At 49.1% G+C, this 17752-nt stretch carries 11 protein-coding genes; 5 read left to right on the top strand and 6 right to left on the bottom strand.

The features are described 5' to 3' along the window. The first annotated feature begins 22 nt into the window (after window positions 1-22). Both DESTI_RS09775 and DESTI_RS09770 read left to right on the top strand, forming a co-directional pair. Window positions 23-388 carry a nucleoside-triphosphatase gene (locus DESTI_RS09775; RefSeq protein ID WP_083846696.1) on the top strand — a complete coding sequence of 122 codons (366 nt, stop codon included), beginning with the start codon at window positions 23-25 and terminating at the stop codon, window positions 386-388. Next, window positions 385-903 carry an endonuclease V gene (locus DESTI_RS09770; protein ID WP_014809803.1) on the top strand — a complete coding sequence of 173 codons (519 nt, stop codon included), beginning with the start codon at window positions 385-387 and terminating at the stop codon, window positions 901-903. The genes DESTI_RS09775 and DESTI_RS09770 overlap by 4 nt, the downstream gene beginning before the upstream one ends. Window positions 904-1382: 479 nt before the next feature. Here DESTI_RS09770 and DESTI_RS09765 read toward each other — a convergent pair whose 3' ends face one another. From DESTI_RS09765 to DESTI_RS28680, 5 genes are all read right to left on the bottom strand, one after another. Next, a complete protein-coding gene (locus DESTI_RS09765) occupies window positions 1383-1820 on the bottom strand; it encodes a universal stress protein (RefSeq protein ID WP_014809802.1) in 438 nt (145 codons plus the stop codon). Window positions 1821-1862: 42 nt separating this feature from the next. Further along, complete coding sequence (locus DESTI_RS09760; RefSeq protein ID WP_014809801.1) at window positions 1863-2600, bottom strand: CBS and ACT domain-containing protein; 738 nt, start codon at window positions 2598-2600, stop codon at window positions 1863-1865. 355 nt (window positions 2601-2955) lie between these two features. Further along, window positions 2956-4251, bottom strand: a complete 1296-nt coding sequence (locus DESTI_RS09755) for an IS110 family RNA-guided transposase (RefSeq protein WP_014809800.1) — start codon at window positions 4249-4251, stop codon at window positions 2956-2958. Window positions 4252-5038: 787 nt separating this feature from the next. Continuing rightward, window positions 5039-8482 carry a PAS domain S-box protein gene (locus DESTI_RS29920; RefSeq protein WP_014809799.1) on the bottom strand — a complete coding sequence of 1148 codons (3444 nt, stop codon included), beginning with the start codon at window positions 8480-8482 and terminating at the stop codon, window positions 5039-5041. 185 nt (window positions 8483-8667) lie between these two features. Further along, window positions 8668-12234: a PAS domain S-box protein gene (locus tag DESTI_RS28680; protein WP_083846695.1), complete on the bottom strand. Its 3567-nt coding sequence runs from the start codon at window positions 12232-12234 to the stop codon at window positions 8668-8670. 679 nt (window positions 12235-12913) lie between these two features. On the opposite strand from DESTI_RS28680, the gene DESTI_RS09740 reads away from it, so the two are divergent. Together DESTI_RS09740 and DESTI_RS09735 are read left to right on the top strand one after the other, a co-directional pair. Continuing rightward, on the top strand, window positions 12914-13399 hold the full coding sequence (locus DESTI_RS09740; RefSeq protein ID WP_014809797.1) for a universal stress protein: 486 nt from the start codon (window positions 12914-12916) through the stop codon (window positions 13397-13399). Window positions 13400-13605: 206 nt separating this feature from the next. Then, on the top strand, window positions 13606-14064 hold the full coding sequence (locus DESTI_RS09735) for a cyclic nucleotide-binding domain-containing protein (protein WP_014809796.1): 459 nt from the start codon (window positions 13606-13608) through the stop codon (window positions 14062-14064). A 236-nt stretch (window positions 14065-14300) separates the two neighbouring features. Here DESTI_RS09735 and DESTI_RS09730 read toward each other — a convergent pair whose 3' ends face one another. Continuing rightward, window positions 14301-14771, bottom strand: coding sequence for an Hsp20/alpha crystallin family protein (locus tag DESTI_RS09730; protein WP_014809795.1), 471 nt, complete (start codon window positions 14769-14771; stop codon window positions 14301-14303). 1222 nt (window positions 14772-15993) lie between these two features. Here DESTI_RS09730 and DESTI_RS09720 point away from each other — a divergent pair. Further along, a complete protein-coding gene (locus DESTI_RS09720; RefSeq protein ID WP_014809794.1) occupies window positions 15994-17100 on the top strand; it encodes an alkene reductase in 1107 nt (368 codons plus the stop codon). Window positions 17101-17752: the final 652 nt, after the last annotated feature.

Raw genomic sequence — 17752 nt, 5'->3', positions numbered from 1 at the left:
AGCAGGAAGGCGTTCAAGCACACTGGACGGCAAAGAAGGTATTCTTGCACAAGATGACTGGGATGGACCGATAACGGTTGGCAGATATGGAGTGAATCTTTATGAGCTTGAACACATTGCCGTTCCATCAATTATTGCCTCTAACACAGATCAGATAATAGTAATCGATGAGATAGGCAAGATGGAATGCTTCTCTTCCTTATTCCGGAATACCCTGGTTCGGGCACTGGATTCTCCAAATTTGGTTATTGGTTCCATCAGTTTGAAAGGGGGAAAATTCATTCAGGACATAAAGAACCGCCCGGATCTGAAAGTGTACTCGGTCTTGGAGAACAATAGGGACGAATTGCCTGATATTTTGACTCAAGCTCTCATGGAAAACCGATGATCGCCGCAGTTGACGTTCACTATCACTCTGCAGGCGGCGCAACAGCCGCTGTTATAGTGTTCCGAGACTGGCGGGAAGACAGAGCCGAGGCTGAATTCCTGGAAAACATCGCACAAGTGGAACCATATGTACCAGGCAACTTCTACAAACGTGAATTACCATGTCTGCTCCCGGTGCTCCAAAAAGTGCAACACACATTGGAAGCGGTAATTGTAGATGGCTACGTGTGGCTTGCTCCGGATAATCGACCTGGTCTGGGAGCGCATCTCTACCGGGCTCTGGGTTCTGGAATCGCTGTGATAGGCGTGGCGAAGGATCCCTATAGAGAGTCGAGTAATGCCCTCCCAGTGATTCGCGGTCGCAGCCGTAAACCGTTATACGTCTCTGCTGTTGGCATCGATCCGGCGTTGGCAGCGAAGCACGTTGCATCAATGCAAGGACGCTATCGCATACCAACCATGCTCAAGCGAGTCGATCGATTGTGCAGATCGCTTCGTGATTTTCCCGGCATCTGATGGCGAGTTCGTGAAAATTATTGAAGGAAAAAGACTTTCGGTTCGCTTCTCCATTAAGCAAGAATAGCTAATTCACGCTCTCAGCCTTCTTTCAAGAAGATGGCACCACTCCAGCAACCCAAGTCTCCAATTTTTATTGTTCTTTACCAACACTTGCAACAGCAGCAGATTATGATTCTTACTTCCAATTAGAAGGCGAATGAATCCTGAAGGAGCATCCGTCCGACATGATCAAGTTCATGGAATTCTATAGCAAGCGTATAAAACAGTGCCCAATTGCGAAAAGCATTTCTCGGTCAAAATTAGTGTCCGATTGAAGATTAGGAATATTTGGTAGGTGCCGTGCCTCCGTGCCGGCTCATTTTTCAAATAAAAATCAACAGGTTCGGGCCGGCAGGGACGCCGGCCACTACCAGTCATCTGCTATAATACATGGCGAACAGAAACTGTTACTTGGAATCTTCCATCCCGCCCTTTCATTATGAGCCTTCCACGATAAGCACAGGTCGGTGCGCAGTTCTTAGAACGCTTCTGGCAACGCTTCCCATGACAAGATGCTTAACACCACTTCGTCCATGCGTTCCCAGAATGATCAAATCTGCCGATTCTTCTTGTGCCAGACGAACGACTTCCTGGTAGGTCGTACCAGTTCGGCAATAGGTCTTCACAGTTTTCGTGGACTGACCGCTTTCCCGCATCATCGACTCAAGGCGCTCGTTGGCAGTGCGTTCCACATTCCCAAGGATTTCTCGCAGTTTTTCGGCCCAATCGACATAGCCCGGAAAATCATTGTAATCGATTACGTGGAGAATGAGAAGTTCTGCATGGAAGGCCTGTGCGTATTCCACCGCCAGCTTCCAGGCCGGCTGGCTATTCTCCGAAAAGTCTGTACAGAAGAGAATTTTTCTGGGGACCATGGCTGATACCTCCTCTCGATCGGACGATCAAGACAGCCTGGTTTAGGAGATGCTGCCGGACGTGACTTCGAGAGTCTTCAGTGCAAGATCCTGCAATGAATCTGCGTAAATCTCTCTTTTATTCTCGCGATGATCGACCATATAGAGCACATTCGCATTTGCCTTGAGCTCTTCCAAAAGCTGGGTCATCGTGCTCCTATCTATGTTAAATGCACGGATGTAAACGTGCCTGTACCCTTGCGGAGCTCTTTCATAAGAGCTCAAAATACTTGCTAATCTTCCGTCATAATGGCGTATAATATCAGTAACTTCTTTTATCGAGCCGGGCCTGTCTTCCAGCAGAAAACCAAATTGCAGTCCTCGTTTCAATAAACCAGTGAGAGACATCATAGCCTTGAACAGGTCATTCTTGGTAATAACACCAAGAATGGTACCTTTGTCGTCCACCACCGGAACGCCCGAAATTTTGTTCGTTAGGAGAATTTCAGCAGTCTCTTCGATTGTGTAATCCGGCGGGACAATTATGGGATGGGGGGTCATTATCGTTCCGACTTCGACCCTGGAAAGTCGGTATTTAATCTCTTCTACATTCAGACGGGTTGCATCTGAAGGTGATACCCGTTTCAGGTCCCGATCTGTCACTATCCCCACGAGTTTTCCACTCTCCAGCACCGGCATAATGCTTATGTTCTTCTCAGAAGACAAATTTATGGCATGCTGTAGAGTATCGGTGATGTTGAGGGAGGTCACGTCTTTGCTCATCCAATCTTTTACTAACATGTCCCCTACTCCTTGAAGCCGTTGTATCTTTTTGGACCGGCACCTGTGATACGCGATGTGCGTTCAAATAAGTAATCCCGCCACCGGTGGGAGCAAATCCGGTCCAGGCAAATAACAGGTGTCTCAATATTCCCTCTATGAACGCACATTCCCATGAAAGTCCCGAGCTACACAGCAAGGGTTTGAGGTTTTCTTATGTTCATGGTTGATCTCCATTCGAGAAAGCCGGCAAGTTTAAGAAGATTCCCATGCGTGGTCTCCGAAAGGAGCCGACAGTTTGTTGTGCCAGCCGGCGATTGGTCATGTTGGTATTCGAGCTCACGGCTTCAGTTTGCGTTTCGACTTTGATGCGCTTCTAAGTGAATATAGGTGCTTGGGCTGTTGCTGCCGGTTGATCCAGGGGTACGAGTTCGTACCCAATGAGAGACGCTTGCCAGGTAAGGTATTTTATCTTGGCCTCTCGGTTTCTTTCGAGCAGGTAAGTCTCTCCGAGATCTTTGAAATGTACTCCGTATTTGAGTACATGGTAAATGGTTTTAAGGATTTTGTGGGCTACTGCGATTATGGCCTTTTTGGCCCCCAAGCGCGCTTTCAGGGCGTAATATTTGGCCCGGTAGTAGGATCCTCGTGCCTTGATTGCCGGCCAGGCTACTTCAACCATGATGGTTTTTAGGTGGTTCTTTTTGACAGGGCTCTTGCCACTGAATCGCTTGCCACCGCTTTGGTTGTTTCCGGGAGAGAGGCCACACCAGGAAGCGAGGGCATGGGCGGTGGGGAACTCAGTCAGGGTTGGGCCTATCTCGGCCAATATGGCATGGGAGGAAACCGCGCCTACACCGGGAATCTCTTCGAGCCGCCGGATCGCTTCCTGAGCGTCTCTCATTACTTCCTTGATACGGGATTCAAGGATAGAGATTTGGGTCTCTAGGTTTTCGATCGTGTTGAGCAAAAGAGACAACAGGAACCGGTGATGGGCCTCGAAGAAGCCTTGGACAGAGCGATGGAGCTCCGCTGCCTTGTCTTGCAGCGATCCTCTCAGACAATTTTCAACCTCGGAAATCGTAGGGGAATTGTTGCCTGAGATTAAGAGTTTCATGAGGTTGCGGCCCGTTGCGCCGAACAGGTCGGATACCACGGAATCGATTTTAATGTTTGACTGTTGAAAGAGCTTGTGAACGCGGCGTTGGAAATCCCCGAGGTCTTCTTTGTAGTTTCTTCTCATTCGGGTCAAATCACGCCACTGTCTTTGATGTTTCGGAGGAATAAAGGCGGCCTTGAGCAGGCCGTGACGCAAGAGTCCGGCTAGCCATCTGCTGTCGCTGATGTCGGTCTTATGGCCTGGAACATTTCTCATGTGTCGGGCATTCACCAAGATAACCTTGACGGAATCTTCAAGGACGTTATGAACAGGAGTCCAATATGGTCCTGTACTCTCCATCGCAATTACAGGACACTCTCGTTCCAGGAGCCATTCCTTGAGTTTGATAAGGTCATCTGTGAATGTTTGGAACTCACGCATTTCGGATTGCTCTGTACCGGAACTGTCTGAATACAACAGACACGCTGACACGGAATTTTTGTGGACGTCCAATCCGCACGATATCTCGTGCACGACTGATATGGTAGTGTTATTCTGGTTTCTTGAGGGCATGACACGCCTCCTAGTGTTGTTTGATTTCATCTCATACTAGGCAGGTAGCCATGCTCTCATCTCAGTTCAAGGGACTTTCATCCTTCGTTGTGGCGCTCTTCGCCATGGGAGTTGGTATGACTTACCCCAAGAAAGCAAAGTAACGTGCACCAAAGGTACCAATATGCATGTTTTGTACCAATTGAACCGGATGGTAAAAAGGGCACAGACAGCAGGTCTTGTAAGAAGTGCCCATAAAAGAAATCTGGGGCTCAAAAGAAGTTCCACCGCTGATCGTGTGTCCTTCCAGGAATCATTACAGGTTCTTACTTCAGTCATATGAGTTAGCTCGGCATGTCCTCCACTTTGACAGTAAGTAAAGAAAGCTGACACGCGTAGCTTGTCTCCCAATCATCTGTAGTTGATCTGATAGTCCATAGTAAGGCCCAATCCTTCAACTTGTGAGGTGCTAGTAATACCGATTCGATTTTCTTTTCATATAGCAAGTGTATAAAATAGCGTCCGATTGCGAAAAGCACTGCTCGACAATTGGTGGGTGCCGTGCCTCCGTGCCGGCACGTTTTACAAATACAAATCAACCACTTCTGGCCGGCAGGGACGCCGGCCCTACTGTCCTTTCAAAGAACAACGTGGTCAAAAGGTCAGAAATTATGTCAACTCCCATGGCGCAAAACGCCACAACGAACGATAAAAGACCAGATGCAGCATATGGTCTTTTATAGGAACTGCTATATTCAGGGAGCTGGAGGTGTCCTTCGCTATCTTATGTACACACTGCAAAATGGTATCACAAGCCCATCTCCTGGCTCATCGAAAGAAGCTGTTCCACAAGATGCCGGATTCGCTCTTCCAGGTCCTTCATAGTTTCCTGAGCCTGGGAGAGGTCTCGGGTTCTTCCCATCACTTCGAGCTGTAACGCTGTTTCAAAAGGAGAGTCAGAGGTAAAATTCCCAACAGATCCTTTCAGGGCGTGGGCTCCTTTTTCCAACTTCAGGGCGTCACCTTCACGAATGGCTGTACGGATCTCAGAAACGAGCCTAGGGTAGTCACGGATAAAAAGATCCACAATTTCCTTAAGAAGAGTTTCATCGCCTCCGACCCGATCAAGGATTTGGGTCCTGTTCACCACGGAGTTCTCGGGCTCCGACCGGGGCTCTACGGTTTTCTCCGGGGTTTCATTGTGAAAAAGGTCTTCGAGGGTTTCAAACAATTCCTGGGCATTGATAGGCTTGGATATGTACCCGTCCATACCTGCATCCAAACACTTCTCCTTGTCACCCTTCATAGCGTAGGCCGTCATAGCGACAATAGGGACGTGCTCATTCGAGGTCTTCTCATGCTCCCTCACGATTCTCGTTGCTTCGAGCCCGTCCATTATGGGCATTTGAACATCCATCAATACGAGATCGAATTTCTGAATTTTCAGGCAATCGAGTGCTTCCTGACCGTTTGCTGAGACCGATACCGTGTGCCCCATTCTTTCCAGCATTTTGACCGCCAACTTCTGATTGACGGCATTGTCTTCGGCCAGGAGTATGTGAAGCCGCTTCGTGCTCTCTCGAATGGAATGTCGGGTTATGAGAGAAGGTTGAGCAGGATGATCTTGAGGTTCTTTCAACACTCTGGAAATGGTGAAAAACAAGTCGGATTGCTTGATGGGTTTCAACAGATAAGCGCTGATTCCCAGTTTCATGCATCTGGCAGCATCTCCCCGTTCACCGGCAGAAGTGAGCATGATGATCGTCGGAGTCGCCCAACTCGGGTGCTCATTTATCCGTCGTACCAGCTCGAAACCATCCATTTCCGGCATCATGCAATCCGTGATCACCAATTTGAATGGTCTTCCTTCCTCATGGGCAGACTTCATGGCATGTAGCGCCGCTTCACCACCGTCCACGATCGTCGGCTTCGTCTGCCATTGGAGAAGAGTGTTCTCCAAAATCCGCCGGTTCGTTGCATTGTCGTCAACTACGAGTACCGGCAGGTTTTCTAATGCCGACACATCGGCGGGAGCAGGCGTATGAATGGGTTCCTTCGCAACGCGAAAGGTTGAGGTAAAATGAAAAATGCTCCCCCTTCCCGGTTCACTTTCTAACCAGATGCTGCCATCCATCATTCGAACCAGTTCAGAAGAAATGGCCAAGCCTAAACCGGTCCCGCCATATTTTCTGCTGGTCGATCCGTCGGCCTGCTCAAACGCATTGAATATCCTCTGTTGCTTCTCAGCAGGGATGCCGATGCCTGTGTCAGCAACGGAAAAATGGAGACGGATCTCGCGCTTTGTTTCGGAGTCCGGATCGACCTTGACAACCACTTCTCCTCGTTCAGTGAACTTCAACGCATTCGCAATCAAGTTGATGAGAATTTGGCGAAGGCGTCCAGGATCTCCAGTCAGCGTATCAGGTATGGATTCTGCAACTTGATAGAGCAATTCCAATCCTTTTGCGTGGGCCTGTACCGCCAGAGTTGTCATCGTCTCGGCAATGGAATCTCTCAGACTGAAGTCAACAGCTACAAGCTCCAATTTTCCTGCTTCCATCTTGGAGAAGTCCAGGATATCATTGATGAGCCTCAGCAAAGCTTCAGCAGATGTCTCAACAGCCTCTAAATACTCGACCTGTTCCGGAGTCAACTGAGTGTTGAGCGCTAGTTGGGTCATACCCACAATTCCGTTAATGGGAGTACGAATTTCATGGCTCATGTTGGCAAGGAATTCGCTTTTCGCACGGCTCGCTTGCTCCGCTGCTTCACGAGCCCTGATCAAAGCCTGTTCAGCTTCTTTCCGTTCGGTTATATCCTCTGAAATAACGAGCAGATATCGTGAGCTCCCATCCTCGTCGAGTATCGGAAGCTTTTTGGTATGCATTATTCTCGTGCCCTTGTTTCTGTTATCCACCAACTGCTCCGACACGCACAACATTTTACCTGATGTCAAAGCCTCTCGATCCTGTTCGACGAAACGATCCGCCTGTTCCTTTGGGAAAAAGTCATGGGCAGTCTTACCTAGCAGCTCATCGCCGGAATAACCATATATCTCAGTGCTGGCTCTATTCCAGAGAATGTATTTCAGATCTCGGGCATCTTTAAGAAAAACCGGTGTGGGAAGATTTTGAACGATCGAATCGAGGAGAGCCTTGGTCCGCTTAGTCTCCTCCTCAGCTTTCTTACGGAGGGTGATGTCACGGACTACGGACAAACTGGATCTGCCCCATATCGGGTCCTCCATGACAACGGAGTCAAGAAGAACGTCCAGAATGTTGCCATCCTTGGTGATGTATTGATACGGCACATCCCTGGCGCTGCCGTCTCGCCAAAACTGAGGGAGATCTGTGGACATAGCTTTGTTTGACGACTGAGTAGTCATTACAGAGCTGATGCTACGCCCCTCAACTTCTTCCCTGGAATAACCGAGCACCTCCAGCCACTTTTGGTTAACATCACGCACAATCCCGGTCTCGTCAGTCGAGTGCATCAGCGCAGGGGAGTTTTCGTAAATGTACCGAAATCGGTCCTCACTGGCCTTGAGCAATGCTTGGGCATTTACACGGTCAGTGATATCCCTGTTAGAGGCTCTTCTGCCAAGCAACCTTTGCCCCTCGCCAATAACCGCTTGGCAAACATGGTTTATCCAGCGGACTTCACCGTCTCTTCGTACGATGCGGAAATCCAAGGAATGTGAATTCAACTGATCGACGTTTAAGTGTCTACTAATATGGTTCAGCACCAATTCAAGATCGTCTTGATAGATGATTCGTTGGAAAAGCGCGGAGTCCTCAAGGAACTCCTCTGCAGCATATCCGGTGACACGAAGGCATGAAGGAGAAACCCAGATAAATTTCCCATCCGGACCAATCCAGGACTCCCAATCATATGTGAAATCCGCGATGGTCCGGTAACGCTCCTCGCTTGCTCTCAGATCCCGTTCAAGTTGCCTGCGCTCCTGAATTTCGACCTGCAGGAGGCCATTGGACTCTGCCAGCTTGGCTGAACGGTCTGCAAGAGCTTGTTCGGCACGCTTTTGCCGTTTAACGGTCCGGAAAACAATCAAGCCGAATGCCAGAAAAGATAAGGTCACCAGCGATCTGAGAAAAATTGCATGTCCGTGGACATCCAATACAAGCGAATCCCAAAAATGCCTCTCACGAAAGACCAAAGACTCAAACACGGCATCGCTAAAGCATACCAGGATGAAAAAGACAATCGAAAGCGCTACGATTCTGTGTTCCGCCATGGGTTGTCTCCTTGCTCAAAGATCGAATAGATCTTCTGTGCCGTTGTTGCGAAATACGGAGGAAAATCAGGCTCCGATCCAGTCCCAAGAAACGAGTCGAACCGACATCTGCACGTTGCCGCGAACATCCCGAGGAACGACGGCCGGTGATAAACGTGCCATACTGGATCGTGGTTGATTACTTCTCATTTTAAGACTTCGCGAATTGTCTTGAGAAGCTCCTTCACATTATATGGCTTCCCAACGAATCCTTTGGCTGCGTCCAGTGTTTCCGCGTTGGCCCCTTCAGGAGTATATCCGCTTCCGATTAACACTCGCGCGCTCGGATCGAGCCGGAGGATTTCTTTGAGGCATTGATTCCCGTCCATCACCGGCATGATGAGATCAAGGATTACCAGTGAAATCCGGTTCCTCTTCTCGTTATAGATCTCCACTGCTTCCTGACCGTTGGTTGCGGTGATGACGGTGTAACCTGCCTTCTCCAGGATTCTTTGGCCAAGTGACCTCACGAATTCCTCGTCATCCACGAGAAGAATTGTCCCCGTGCAGAGCGCTGAAAATTCTCCGGAAAAACTCAGGTCTGCCTCCCCTTCAGCCTGGTGAGCGGGAAGGTATATCTTAAATGTGGTCCCCACACCCGGCTCGCTCTCGCATGTAATATGTCCGCCGTGGCTTTTCACTATTCCGTACACCATTGCGAGTCCCAATCCGGTTCCTTGACCCGGTTTCTTGGTCGTGAAGAAAGGGTCGAATATGCGGGCCATTGTAGCCCTGTCAATGCCGACACCCGTATCTTTGACCGCGAGAAGAGCATGCCGTCCTTCGGACGCTTCAAGATGCCCGCGGCAATAATTCTCGTCCAAAAAGACGGATTGAGTCTCGATGAGCAACCTACCGCCATTCGGCATTGCGTCCCTTGCATTCACCGCCAGATTCATCAGAATTTGTTCAATCTGAACCGAATCGGCATTCACTTTCGTGAGACGGGGATCAAGGTTGATTTCAACTTCAATTATTTTGGGAATCAGTCTGGTAAGCATTTTCTTCAACTGAGTAACTTGCTTGTTCAGGTCGATTGGCCGGAGCTTGGTTTCGGTCTTGCGGCTAAAGGCAAGGATTCGTTGAACCATATCTCCGGCAGTTCGAGCGGCATGAATTATCTTCGCGAGATCTTCGTAGTCACTGTCTCCTTCTTTTTTTTCAGAAATGATGAGTTCCGAGAAACCCAGGATAACCGTAAGAAGGTTGTTGAAATCGTGAGCAATTCCTCCAGCGAGAGTGCCAACGGATTCCATCTTTTGAGACTGGAGAAGTTGGGAACTGAGGCTTTCTTTCTCCCTCTCCGCGCTCTTGCGTTCCGTGATGTCCACAAACATTGCCCGTGTCCCGATCACGAGTCCGGAAGGACCCAATTCAGTCGTTGTGTAAAGAAGCGTCGAGATGATACTGCCATCGCGTTTGACAAGTTCTCGCTCCCCTATTAGAAACTCCCCTGCCAGTGCTCGAGCGTAGCCTCCGCGGTCAAGCAGTTCGATACGCGATTCGGGAGTGTAGAAATCGGCCAGTGGGTGCCCCACAGCTTCATCCCGTGTGCAGTCCACGGAGCGTAGAAAGAACTGATTGCAGTCGCTGATGATAGGAACTCCTTCTTCATTCCTCGTTATGACGTACATTATGGGTGCATCTTCAAACAACCTACGGTACCGTTCTTCGCTGAGACGCAGGGCCTCTTCCGCCGTCCTCCTCTTTGTTACGTCTTGAGCGATCCCGATAGTTCCGACAACTTCTCCTGCATCATTGTATGTGGGGGTTTTAATGGTCTCTATCCAGATTCTGTTTCCGTCTTTGTCCTGGAGAGGTTCCTCGACTCGTTTCCTGGTGCCCGATTCCATAACTTCACGGTCATCGTCCCTGTATAGCTTTGCAAGTTCGGGGGGCCAGATGTCGTAGTCAGTTTTTCCCCGTAGATCTTCCGGAGCAACTCCGCAGGCCTCGCCGAAGGGCCGGTTCACGACAATGAAACGGCTTTCTTTGTCCTTGAGCCAGGCAATGGCCGGGATGTGATCAAGTAGAACCTTCTGTTGTCGCTGGATCTCCTTGAGTGCTGCATCCGTTCTTTTGTATTCAGTGATGTCTATGGCTAACCGAAATTTCACAATCCGACCGTCAGGCCACTTCATCAATCTGTCCATTCCAAGGAAATCTCTATTCAACTTAGGATTGTGATACTCATGTTGGTAGTGTTTTTCGGGTGACTCCAAGAGCATCTGGTTAGGACAACACTCACAGGGGGAATCCAGGCCGCACAACTCCTCGTAACACCTTTTTCCTATGAGGCTTTTTCCGTACAGGTCTTCAGCAAATTTGTTGGCATACAAGATTTGGTACGGTTGCGGGTCAATTACGAGAACCATCTCGTTTATACTCTCAAAAATCGAGAGACGCTGTTCCCTCTCAAGACGAAGCTCCTCTTCAGCTCTTTTGCGGTCTAAGATTTCCAGGGCGAGTTGTTCATTTCTATTGTGTAGTTCGGCGGTACGTTCTTCCACCCTTCTTTCGAGTTCATTGTAGGCGTTATTAATGCCTTCTTCCGCATTTCTTCGTTCCGTGATATCTCGAATGACTGTGCAGAGAGCCTGTCTCCCACCAATTTCCATCACCGATCGCGATATTTCGACAGGAAACAGGATTCCGTCTTTCTTTCTGTGGTTGCGAATCGAAGTTGCCCCAGCATCTCCCATGAAGACTTTTGTGTGGTTTTCAACAACAGCCTCCTTGTCCGCGGAGAGATCGAGAGACTTCAGGCTCAGGAATTGGTCCTTGCTGTAACCATAAAGATTGATGGCTGCATCGTTGACATCGAGAATAGCGAGGGTCTCTGCGTCAAAAATTATGATGGCATCCATAACGCTTGAAAAAAGCGAATGGTACTTTTCTTCGCTCTTGGCAAGAGCCTTTTCCTTTTGCTCCTCTTCAACAATACGATCGCTCATCCTGCGGGTGCCCGCAAACAATACAAGCATGCCGATAAGCCAAATGATGCTGTGGCTGACTGCCAATGCGAGAATGTTGTCACGAGATTCAACCCACAACCTCTCCATAGGGACGGACACGCTGATCCCTCCACGGATGTCACCCATCCTGTAACCCTGCTTTGCATGGCATTTCAAGCAACTCCGATCGGTCAACAATGGGCGCATCAACCGCATGTAGGGCCTACCATCGATATTCTCAATGGAACTAACTTCTGTTTCACCCTCTTCGAAAGACCTCAGCGCATTCTTCTCCCATGAATCCGCCACATTTTCAGGTCGAATGGGATTCAAGCTGGTAATATGTTCTCGCATTCCGCTGCGTACTGCCTGGATCTCGTGCACCATGCGTGTCATGTATGCGGGATTTACGAGTGTGAGAGGAATCCCCGAGGGAGTAGAGATGTCCCGCTCATTCACTTCAAGGTACGGATTCGGTTTGGTCCGTTGATCTGTCCGAACATAAACTCCGCCATGTTGGGCATTCCAGAGTCGATAACTAACATTTTTCTCGAATGCCATCCTTGCGCTGATCCGGGCATGATCGCCGGCACTTTTTTGCAGCTCGGACAAATTCCATCCAAATGAGACTGCGACGAGAGCGGTTCCGAATATACCCAGGAACAACCCATGACGTTTTAGGGTAGCATATCGACTTGGATGATCGTGAGGAGTCACTCCTTGACCCTTTCGCAAACAGATTGACGTTGAGATACTCATCTTCTATCTTGACTACATCATCCGGCTTGCCTGAGGAGCCAGTTCGAGGCGTTGCTGCGTTTCCGCCACTTTTCCACTCAAATCACCCCTCGAATTCCGTATCATCGGAGCGTGTTCCGCCACATCTCATCTTGGACAAGATTTGGTTTCTCGTATTCCGACGATCCCCTTTCAAGCTTGTTCAGGCCGACTTCGGCCACTGGGTGATTTCTCTGGTTTCAGAAGGTCTTTAGGACGAGTCTCTAAGATAATCCGATCCAATCGCTACCGGTCACTTCAAGAAGTAAGCAGGAGTCGTGCCAAATCCCTAAGAACAGGATTCCATAGCAATATCTGCCTAATTCGTCATTCATTGCACTCGGCATCCGACCGGAAAACGGAAGAAAAGATGGCTCATTGCCTATGGTGTGGATCCCATAGTACCGTGGTGAAGTTTCATCATATTGGATTTCTCCACGTTTATTTTGACCAGTCCGGATTCCGCCGTCAGTAAGGTTCGCATCAAGCTCAAAAAGCGGCTAACTAAGGGAAAGCGGCCGTCAATTCCAACGAGAATCCGTCACTTGACAAAAATAGCTCAATCTTACAATTATGATAGTAAGGGCAACAGATAAGCCAGTCAGTCATTGGGGTTTATAGTGTCTCACGAACCGTCTCACACCACAAGGAGGTCCGTGTCATGCTGCCCAAGAAAATCCTCTTCTGCGCTGACTTCTCAGTAAACAGCCTCCCTGCTCGCCAGCTCGCAGTAGACTATGCCAAGGCTTTTGGGGCTGAGCTTCTCATCATCCACGTAATTGATGCAACCGGATTCCCGAGCTATGTGGACTGGGTCGGGAAAGAGCTTGACCAGATCCTGGAACGTACTCAGAATGCGGCAGCCGCTCGCCTCGAAGAATTGGCAGAAGAATACGGCTCCCTGATACCGGTCAAGCCGTATTGCACGATCGGTTCCGCGCCCAAGGAGATAGTGGAATTGGCTGCAAGAGAATCAGTGGATCTTATTGTGATGGGAACCCATGGGCGCACAGGAGTGAAGCATCTGGTCATGGGGAGCATAGCCAGAAGCGTCTTGAGGTCTGCCCATCGCCCGGTGTTAATTGTGGAGGCTCCAACGGAGAAAGGGGAATCGTCTGAAAGACCATATGAGTTTCCTGTTCCTTGAAACTTCGATTCGTAAATTCAGCCACGTACTTGAGTGCCACAGCGGCTTCTTCGGCAGTTCTCCGCCGGAGCATAAGGCACCCCGTTCCAAGGAGAAAAAGGAGGAGAATCATCGTCAAGGAGTTTTCTGAGCCCTTCAAGAATGATTGGACGGAATTTCGTTGGTCTGACCAGATTTCCCACGCCCCTTCAAAAAAGGAGAATCCTATGATTATCCAGAGAGCGGATTTATTCAAGGATCTCGGCCCGGAGGTTATGAATGAGATCTCCAAAATTATGGTCGAAGAATCTTACGAGCCGGGAAAGCTCATTTTTGAGGCAGGCAGTCCGGCGCAGTTCTTTTATATTCTGACAGAGGGAAGAGTTCGACTGTACATCGGAACAAAAGCTGAGATCTCGTACACAGTCAATATTCCAGGGGAAGCATTCGGATGGACTGGCTTAGTAGATCGACCTGAATACATAGCCACCGCCGAGTGTGTGCTTCCCAGTAAGATATTGAAAATAGAAAAAGAACGTCTAGCCAAAATATTCGAGAAGGATACCGCCAGCGGTATGCTTTTTTACAAGCGACTGGCAGGAGCTGTAGTCCAGCGACTGATCTACAATTATGAATACTTTCAATCTGCGGGCGACCTCAAAGAAGTTATCCCATCCTATGGATAATCGCCGGCAGATGTAATCCGGGGTAGGCTCTGACAGCCCATTGCGGGTCTGCAGGGGTAGCCCCTGAACGCCAAAGACTGAAGTTTCTCGTGCTATGTGGCGATGCCACAGGAATGAGATAATCCTCGCATTATCAACCCCACACGAACAGCCGCTCCACGACCGCACTTTTGCCTGGCCGTACTCTACGGCGAGCGGTAATGCTCGCCGTAGAGTTTCTGAAATACATTACTGTACTACTGTAAAGGAATCTTAATCGATTTTGCTTTGCAGTTTTCAGCTTTAGGAAGCTTCAGAGATAAGACACCATCTTTGTAACTAGCATTTATCTTGTCTTCCTGCACTTCACAGGGCAAAGCGAATGAGCGAGAAAAACTGCCGTAGGACCGTTCGATTCGGTGCATATTTTCGGTCTTCTCTTCATGCTCAGCCTTTTTCTCTCCTTTAATCGTCAGCACATCGCCAGATAGACTTATATCCAGGTCATTTTTTTCTATGCCCGGAATCTCTGCCGTGACGAGGATTTCATTCTCGTTTTCGGAGATATTGACTGCGGGTGAGAACGTCTTGCTCGTAATTCCGAGCGAAAATGGCTCATCACCAAAAAATCTTTGAATGAGGTCGTCAAATTCACGACGGAACACCCAAGGAGCCGGAAGAGAGCCGGTTTCGCCTTCTTTACGTTTCCAAGGTGCTAATTCAAACATAACGCCTGTCCTCCTTGTTCAAGATTCTTGGCCTTAATTAACCTTGATGGTTAACTTCTGTCACTTATTTGGTCATCGCGGTTCGGTTGTCAAGATACCGAGACAATTTCTCTGTAGATAAGTGGCACTCTGCAAAGTCCTGATGGAAGATGATTTCGAAGTATTATTTCAGAGATCGAATTTCAAACAGAGAAACTCTGTTTGCGTGGAGAGGAAAACAAACACGCGCAAGAACAAATCTCGGGTCAGGTTCCATTCAACCGAAACAGCTATGCAGAAATTCGAAGACAATTTCCAGAATCTCGCGACGATTTACCGACATCACGGACTTTTTGAAAATTCCGTTCGCGATCACTTATCCACAGGTGTTAATAACTCGTAGCCAGTCATTGTTTGTATTAGGAAACCATTAAATGACTTCCGTAGGTTAGCTAACCCATCCAAAATTCAAATACTTACGAATTGCCCATCTCCAGCGCATTTTGCGAAATCCCGAAGAAATTGCCCGTCGTGAGGAAGTTATCCACAGGTTTAACCACGACTTATTAACAGGAACTGTGGATAAATTGAAGTAGAACGCAGAAAGTCCATGTGGCTTGCTCTCAAAGGACCGCCTAAAAAGAGTCTTACAATAGTCAACTGTCCTTTAAGCAGCAAGCGGTTCAGACGCACGGTGCGTCTTTCACATGGACCTGATTTACTAGACATCCGTTGGAAGATAAGGTTTCAGAAATTTTTGTGACACCCTCTTCATTGCCGGCAGGCAAGCGATGGCAGATCGATCGCATCGAATCATGCCAATGTGCTTTCATAGAGGGAATATTGTGAGAAACCTGTTATTTGCCGGACCCGGCAAATCTCCTTCGCTACGAACGGCATCGCCTGACTTCGCTTCGGAGGCATGCCGGGTCCGGATTTGCTCCCGCTAGTGGCGGGATTACTTCTTTGAACGCACACTGATATCGTCACGACGAACTGCCTGCTCACGATCCACTCCTGTTCTCCAGTATCGCCCTTGACCGCGGGCATACCCTGAATTATGTTCACGCATAAGAAAGGACAGGCTTTTTCAGCAACGCAGCGATGTTTTTGCCCATGCATGATGTCTGGGCTGGAATGTACGATTCTGGCCGTCCAGCAGACCGCCCTTCCCTTCTCACGAGCATGAAGCACGCACGAAACGGCAAGTCATCGCACACGTCCGATTGCTGGAGGTAAAAACATGGTCACAAGAATCAATAATGGCTCTTTATTCACTTCATACGATTTAGGCGGGCTCTCATTAAGAAATAGGATCGTCATGTCGCCATTGACCCGGTCACGGGCGGGCGAGCAGCGGATGCCAAATGCACTGATGGCCGAGTATTATACTCAAAGGAGCTCGGCCGGATTGATCGTCAGTGAGGCTACTGTCGTCTCGAAACAGGGCATTGGCTGGCTGAACAGTCCGGGAATCTATTCTGATGAGCAGGCCGAAGCGTGGAAGCAAGTTGTCGACGCGGTCCACCGCACAGGAACACCGATTTTTCTCCAGCTTTGGCATTGCGGGAGGGCTTCCCACGCTGCTTTTTTCGAAAACGGAGATCTTCCGGTAGCACCTTCTGCCATCAAAATTAACGGCGACTATAGTCACACGCCTAAAGGCAAGCTGCCATACGAAGCGCCTCGAGCGCTGGAAACCAGTGAGATACCAGCCATCGTGGAGGACTATCGACGGGCCTCCGAACGCGCGAAAGCTGCAGGGTTTGACGGGGTTGAATTTCACGCTGCGAATGGATACCTGATCGATCAGTTCCTGCAATCCAAGACGAATCACCGGACGGACCGCTATGGCGGTAGTCTGGAAAACCGCTATCGGTTTCTGGATGAAATCGTGAACGCAGTTCTCACTGTCTGGCCCTCTAACCGAGTAGGCGTGCATCTGGCACCGAACGGTATTTTCAACGATATGGGCTCACCGGATTATCGTGACACGTTTCTCTATGTTGCTAGAGAGTTGAATCGGTACAATCTTGCATATCTCCATGTAATGGATGGCCTGGCATTTGGGTTTCATGCATTGGGAGAGCCCATGACGCTGGCCGAATTCCGGGAAGTGTTTAAGGGGCCGATCATGGGAAATTGTGGATACACTCAGGAAACAGCGGAGGCTGCGATTCAGAACGGACAGGCCGATTTGATCGCTTTCGGCCGACCATATCTCAGCAATCCTGATCTGGTAGAACGGTTCGCGAATGGTTGGCCGTTAAATCCGCAGGCAGAAACGAAGGTTTGGTATTCGTTCGACGCTGTTGGTTACACTGATTTTCCCAGATACAGGGACGCTTGAACCTCTGTGCAGAGTATAGTCGCTCCGGATGTGGGTTGAGCATCACCGGGTTGGCACGACCATGAAAGGGAGCATCATTTTGTTGTCCTCATACTGCAAGTTGTGGCAGTGTTTCTTGTCTTTCAAATCTGCGTGAACACATTTGTACCAATGTGCTTTCATAGTAGGGAATATTGAGAAACCTGTTATTTACCGGTCCCGGCAAATCTCCTTCGCTACGAACAGCACCGCCTGACTTCGCTTCGGAGGCATGCCAGGACCGGATTTGCTCCACCCGGTGGCGGGATTACTTCTTTGAACGCATAGTGGTATTAATCAGCATTGGCGGTCTAAGTAAGATCGTTTTTCTACATGCATATTGTCATCAGTGCTTCGCAGTGCATGCAAGATGCGCGGTAATCCGGTCAGCGAAGAAACTATTTTGTTTCGATTACAGCGTCATTATTACAACTTCCCTCAGATTGCTTCCGTCTTGTTGCCTACCTATGTGCTTTAGTTCCTCTTTCTTGTTTCCCGTAACTCTCCCGCGTCTTTCTCTTACCAGGCACACCCGGCCGAGGGCTACTTTATAGGCACTCAGTCCTTTAGCCACACTACTTACCGTCGATGCTCTCATACATTGAATAAAAGCCGGGGACTAATTGGGCAATCA

Source organism: Desulfomonile tiedjei DSM 6799 (assembly GCF_000266945.1).
Classification (GTDB): domain Bacteria; phylum Desulfobacterota; class Desulfomonilia; order Desulfomonilales; family Desulfomonilaceae; genus Desulfomonile; species Desulfomonile tiedjei.
Note: the sequence above shows the minus strand (reverse complement) of the source record. Positions and strands in the feature narration are given on the sequence as shown.

What these genes read in the sequence shown, in the direction of transcription:
- DESTI_RS09770 (WP_014809803.1), top strand. Translation starts at nt 385, where the DNA reads ATGATCGCCGCAGTTGACGTTCACTATCACTCTGCAGGCGGCGCAACA.
- DESTI_RS09765 (WP_014809802.1), bottom strand. Translation starts at nt 1,820, where the DNA reads ATGGTCCCCAGAAAAATTCTCTTCTGTACAGACTTTTCGGAGAATAGC.
- DESTI_RS09760 (WP_014809801.1), bottom strand. Translation starts at nt 2,600, where the DNA reads ATGTTAGTAAAAGATTGGATGAGCAAAGACGTGACCTCCCTCAACATC.
- DESTI_RS09755 (WP_014809800.1), bottom strand. Translation starts at nt 4,251, where the DNA reads ATGCCCTCAAGAAACCAGAATAACACTACCATATCAGTCGTGCACGAG.
- DESTI_RS29920 (WP_014809799.1), bottom strand. Translation starts at nt 8,482, where the DNA reads ATGGCGGAACACAGAATCGTAGCGCTTTCGATTGTCTTTTTCATCCTG.
- DESTI_RS28680 (WP_083846695.1), bottom strand. Translation starts at nt 12,234, where the DNA reads ATGAGTATCTCAACGTCAATCTGTTTGCGAAAGGGTCAAGGAGTGACT.
- DESTI_RS09740 (WP_014809797.1), top strand. Translation starts at nt 12,914, where the DNA reads ATGCTGCCCAAGAAAATCCTCTTCTGCGCTGACTTCTCAGTAAACAGC.
- DESTI_RS09735 (WP_014809796.1), top strand. Translation starts at nt 13,606, where the DNA reads ATGATTATCCAGAGAGCGGATTTATTCAAGGATCTCGGCCCGGAGGTT.
- DESTI_RS09730 (WP_014809795.1), bottom strand. Translation starts at nt 14,771, where the DNA reads ATGTTTGAATTAGCACCTTGGAAACGTAAAGAAGGCGAAACCGGCTCT.
- DESTI_RS09720 (WP_014809794.1), top strand. Translation starts at nt 15,994, where the DNA reads ATGGTCACAAGAATCAATAATGGCTCTTTATTCACTTCATACGATTTA.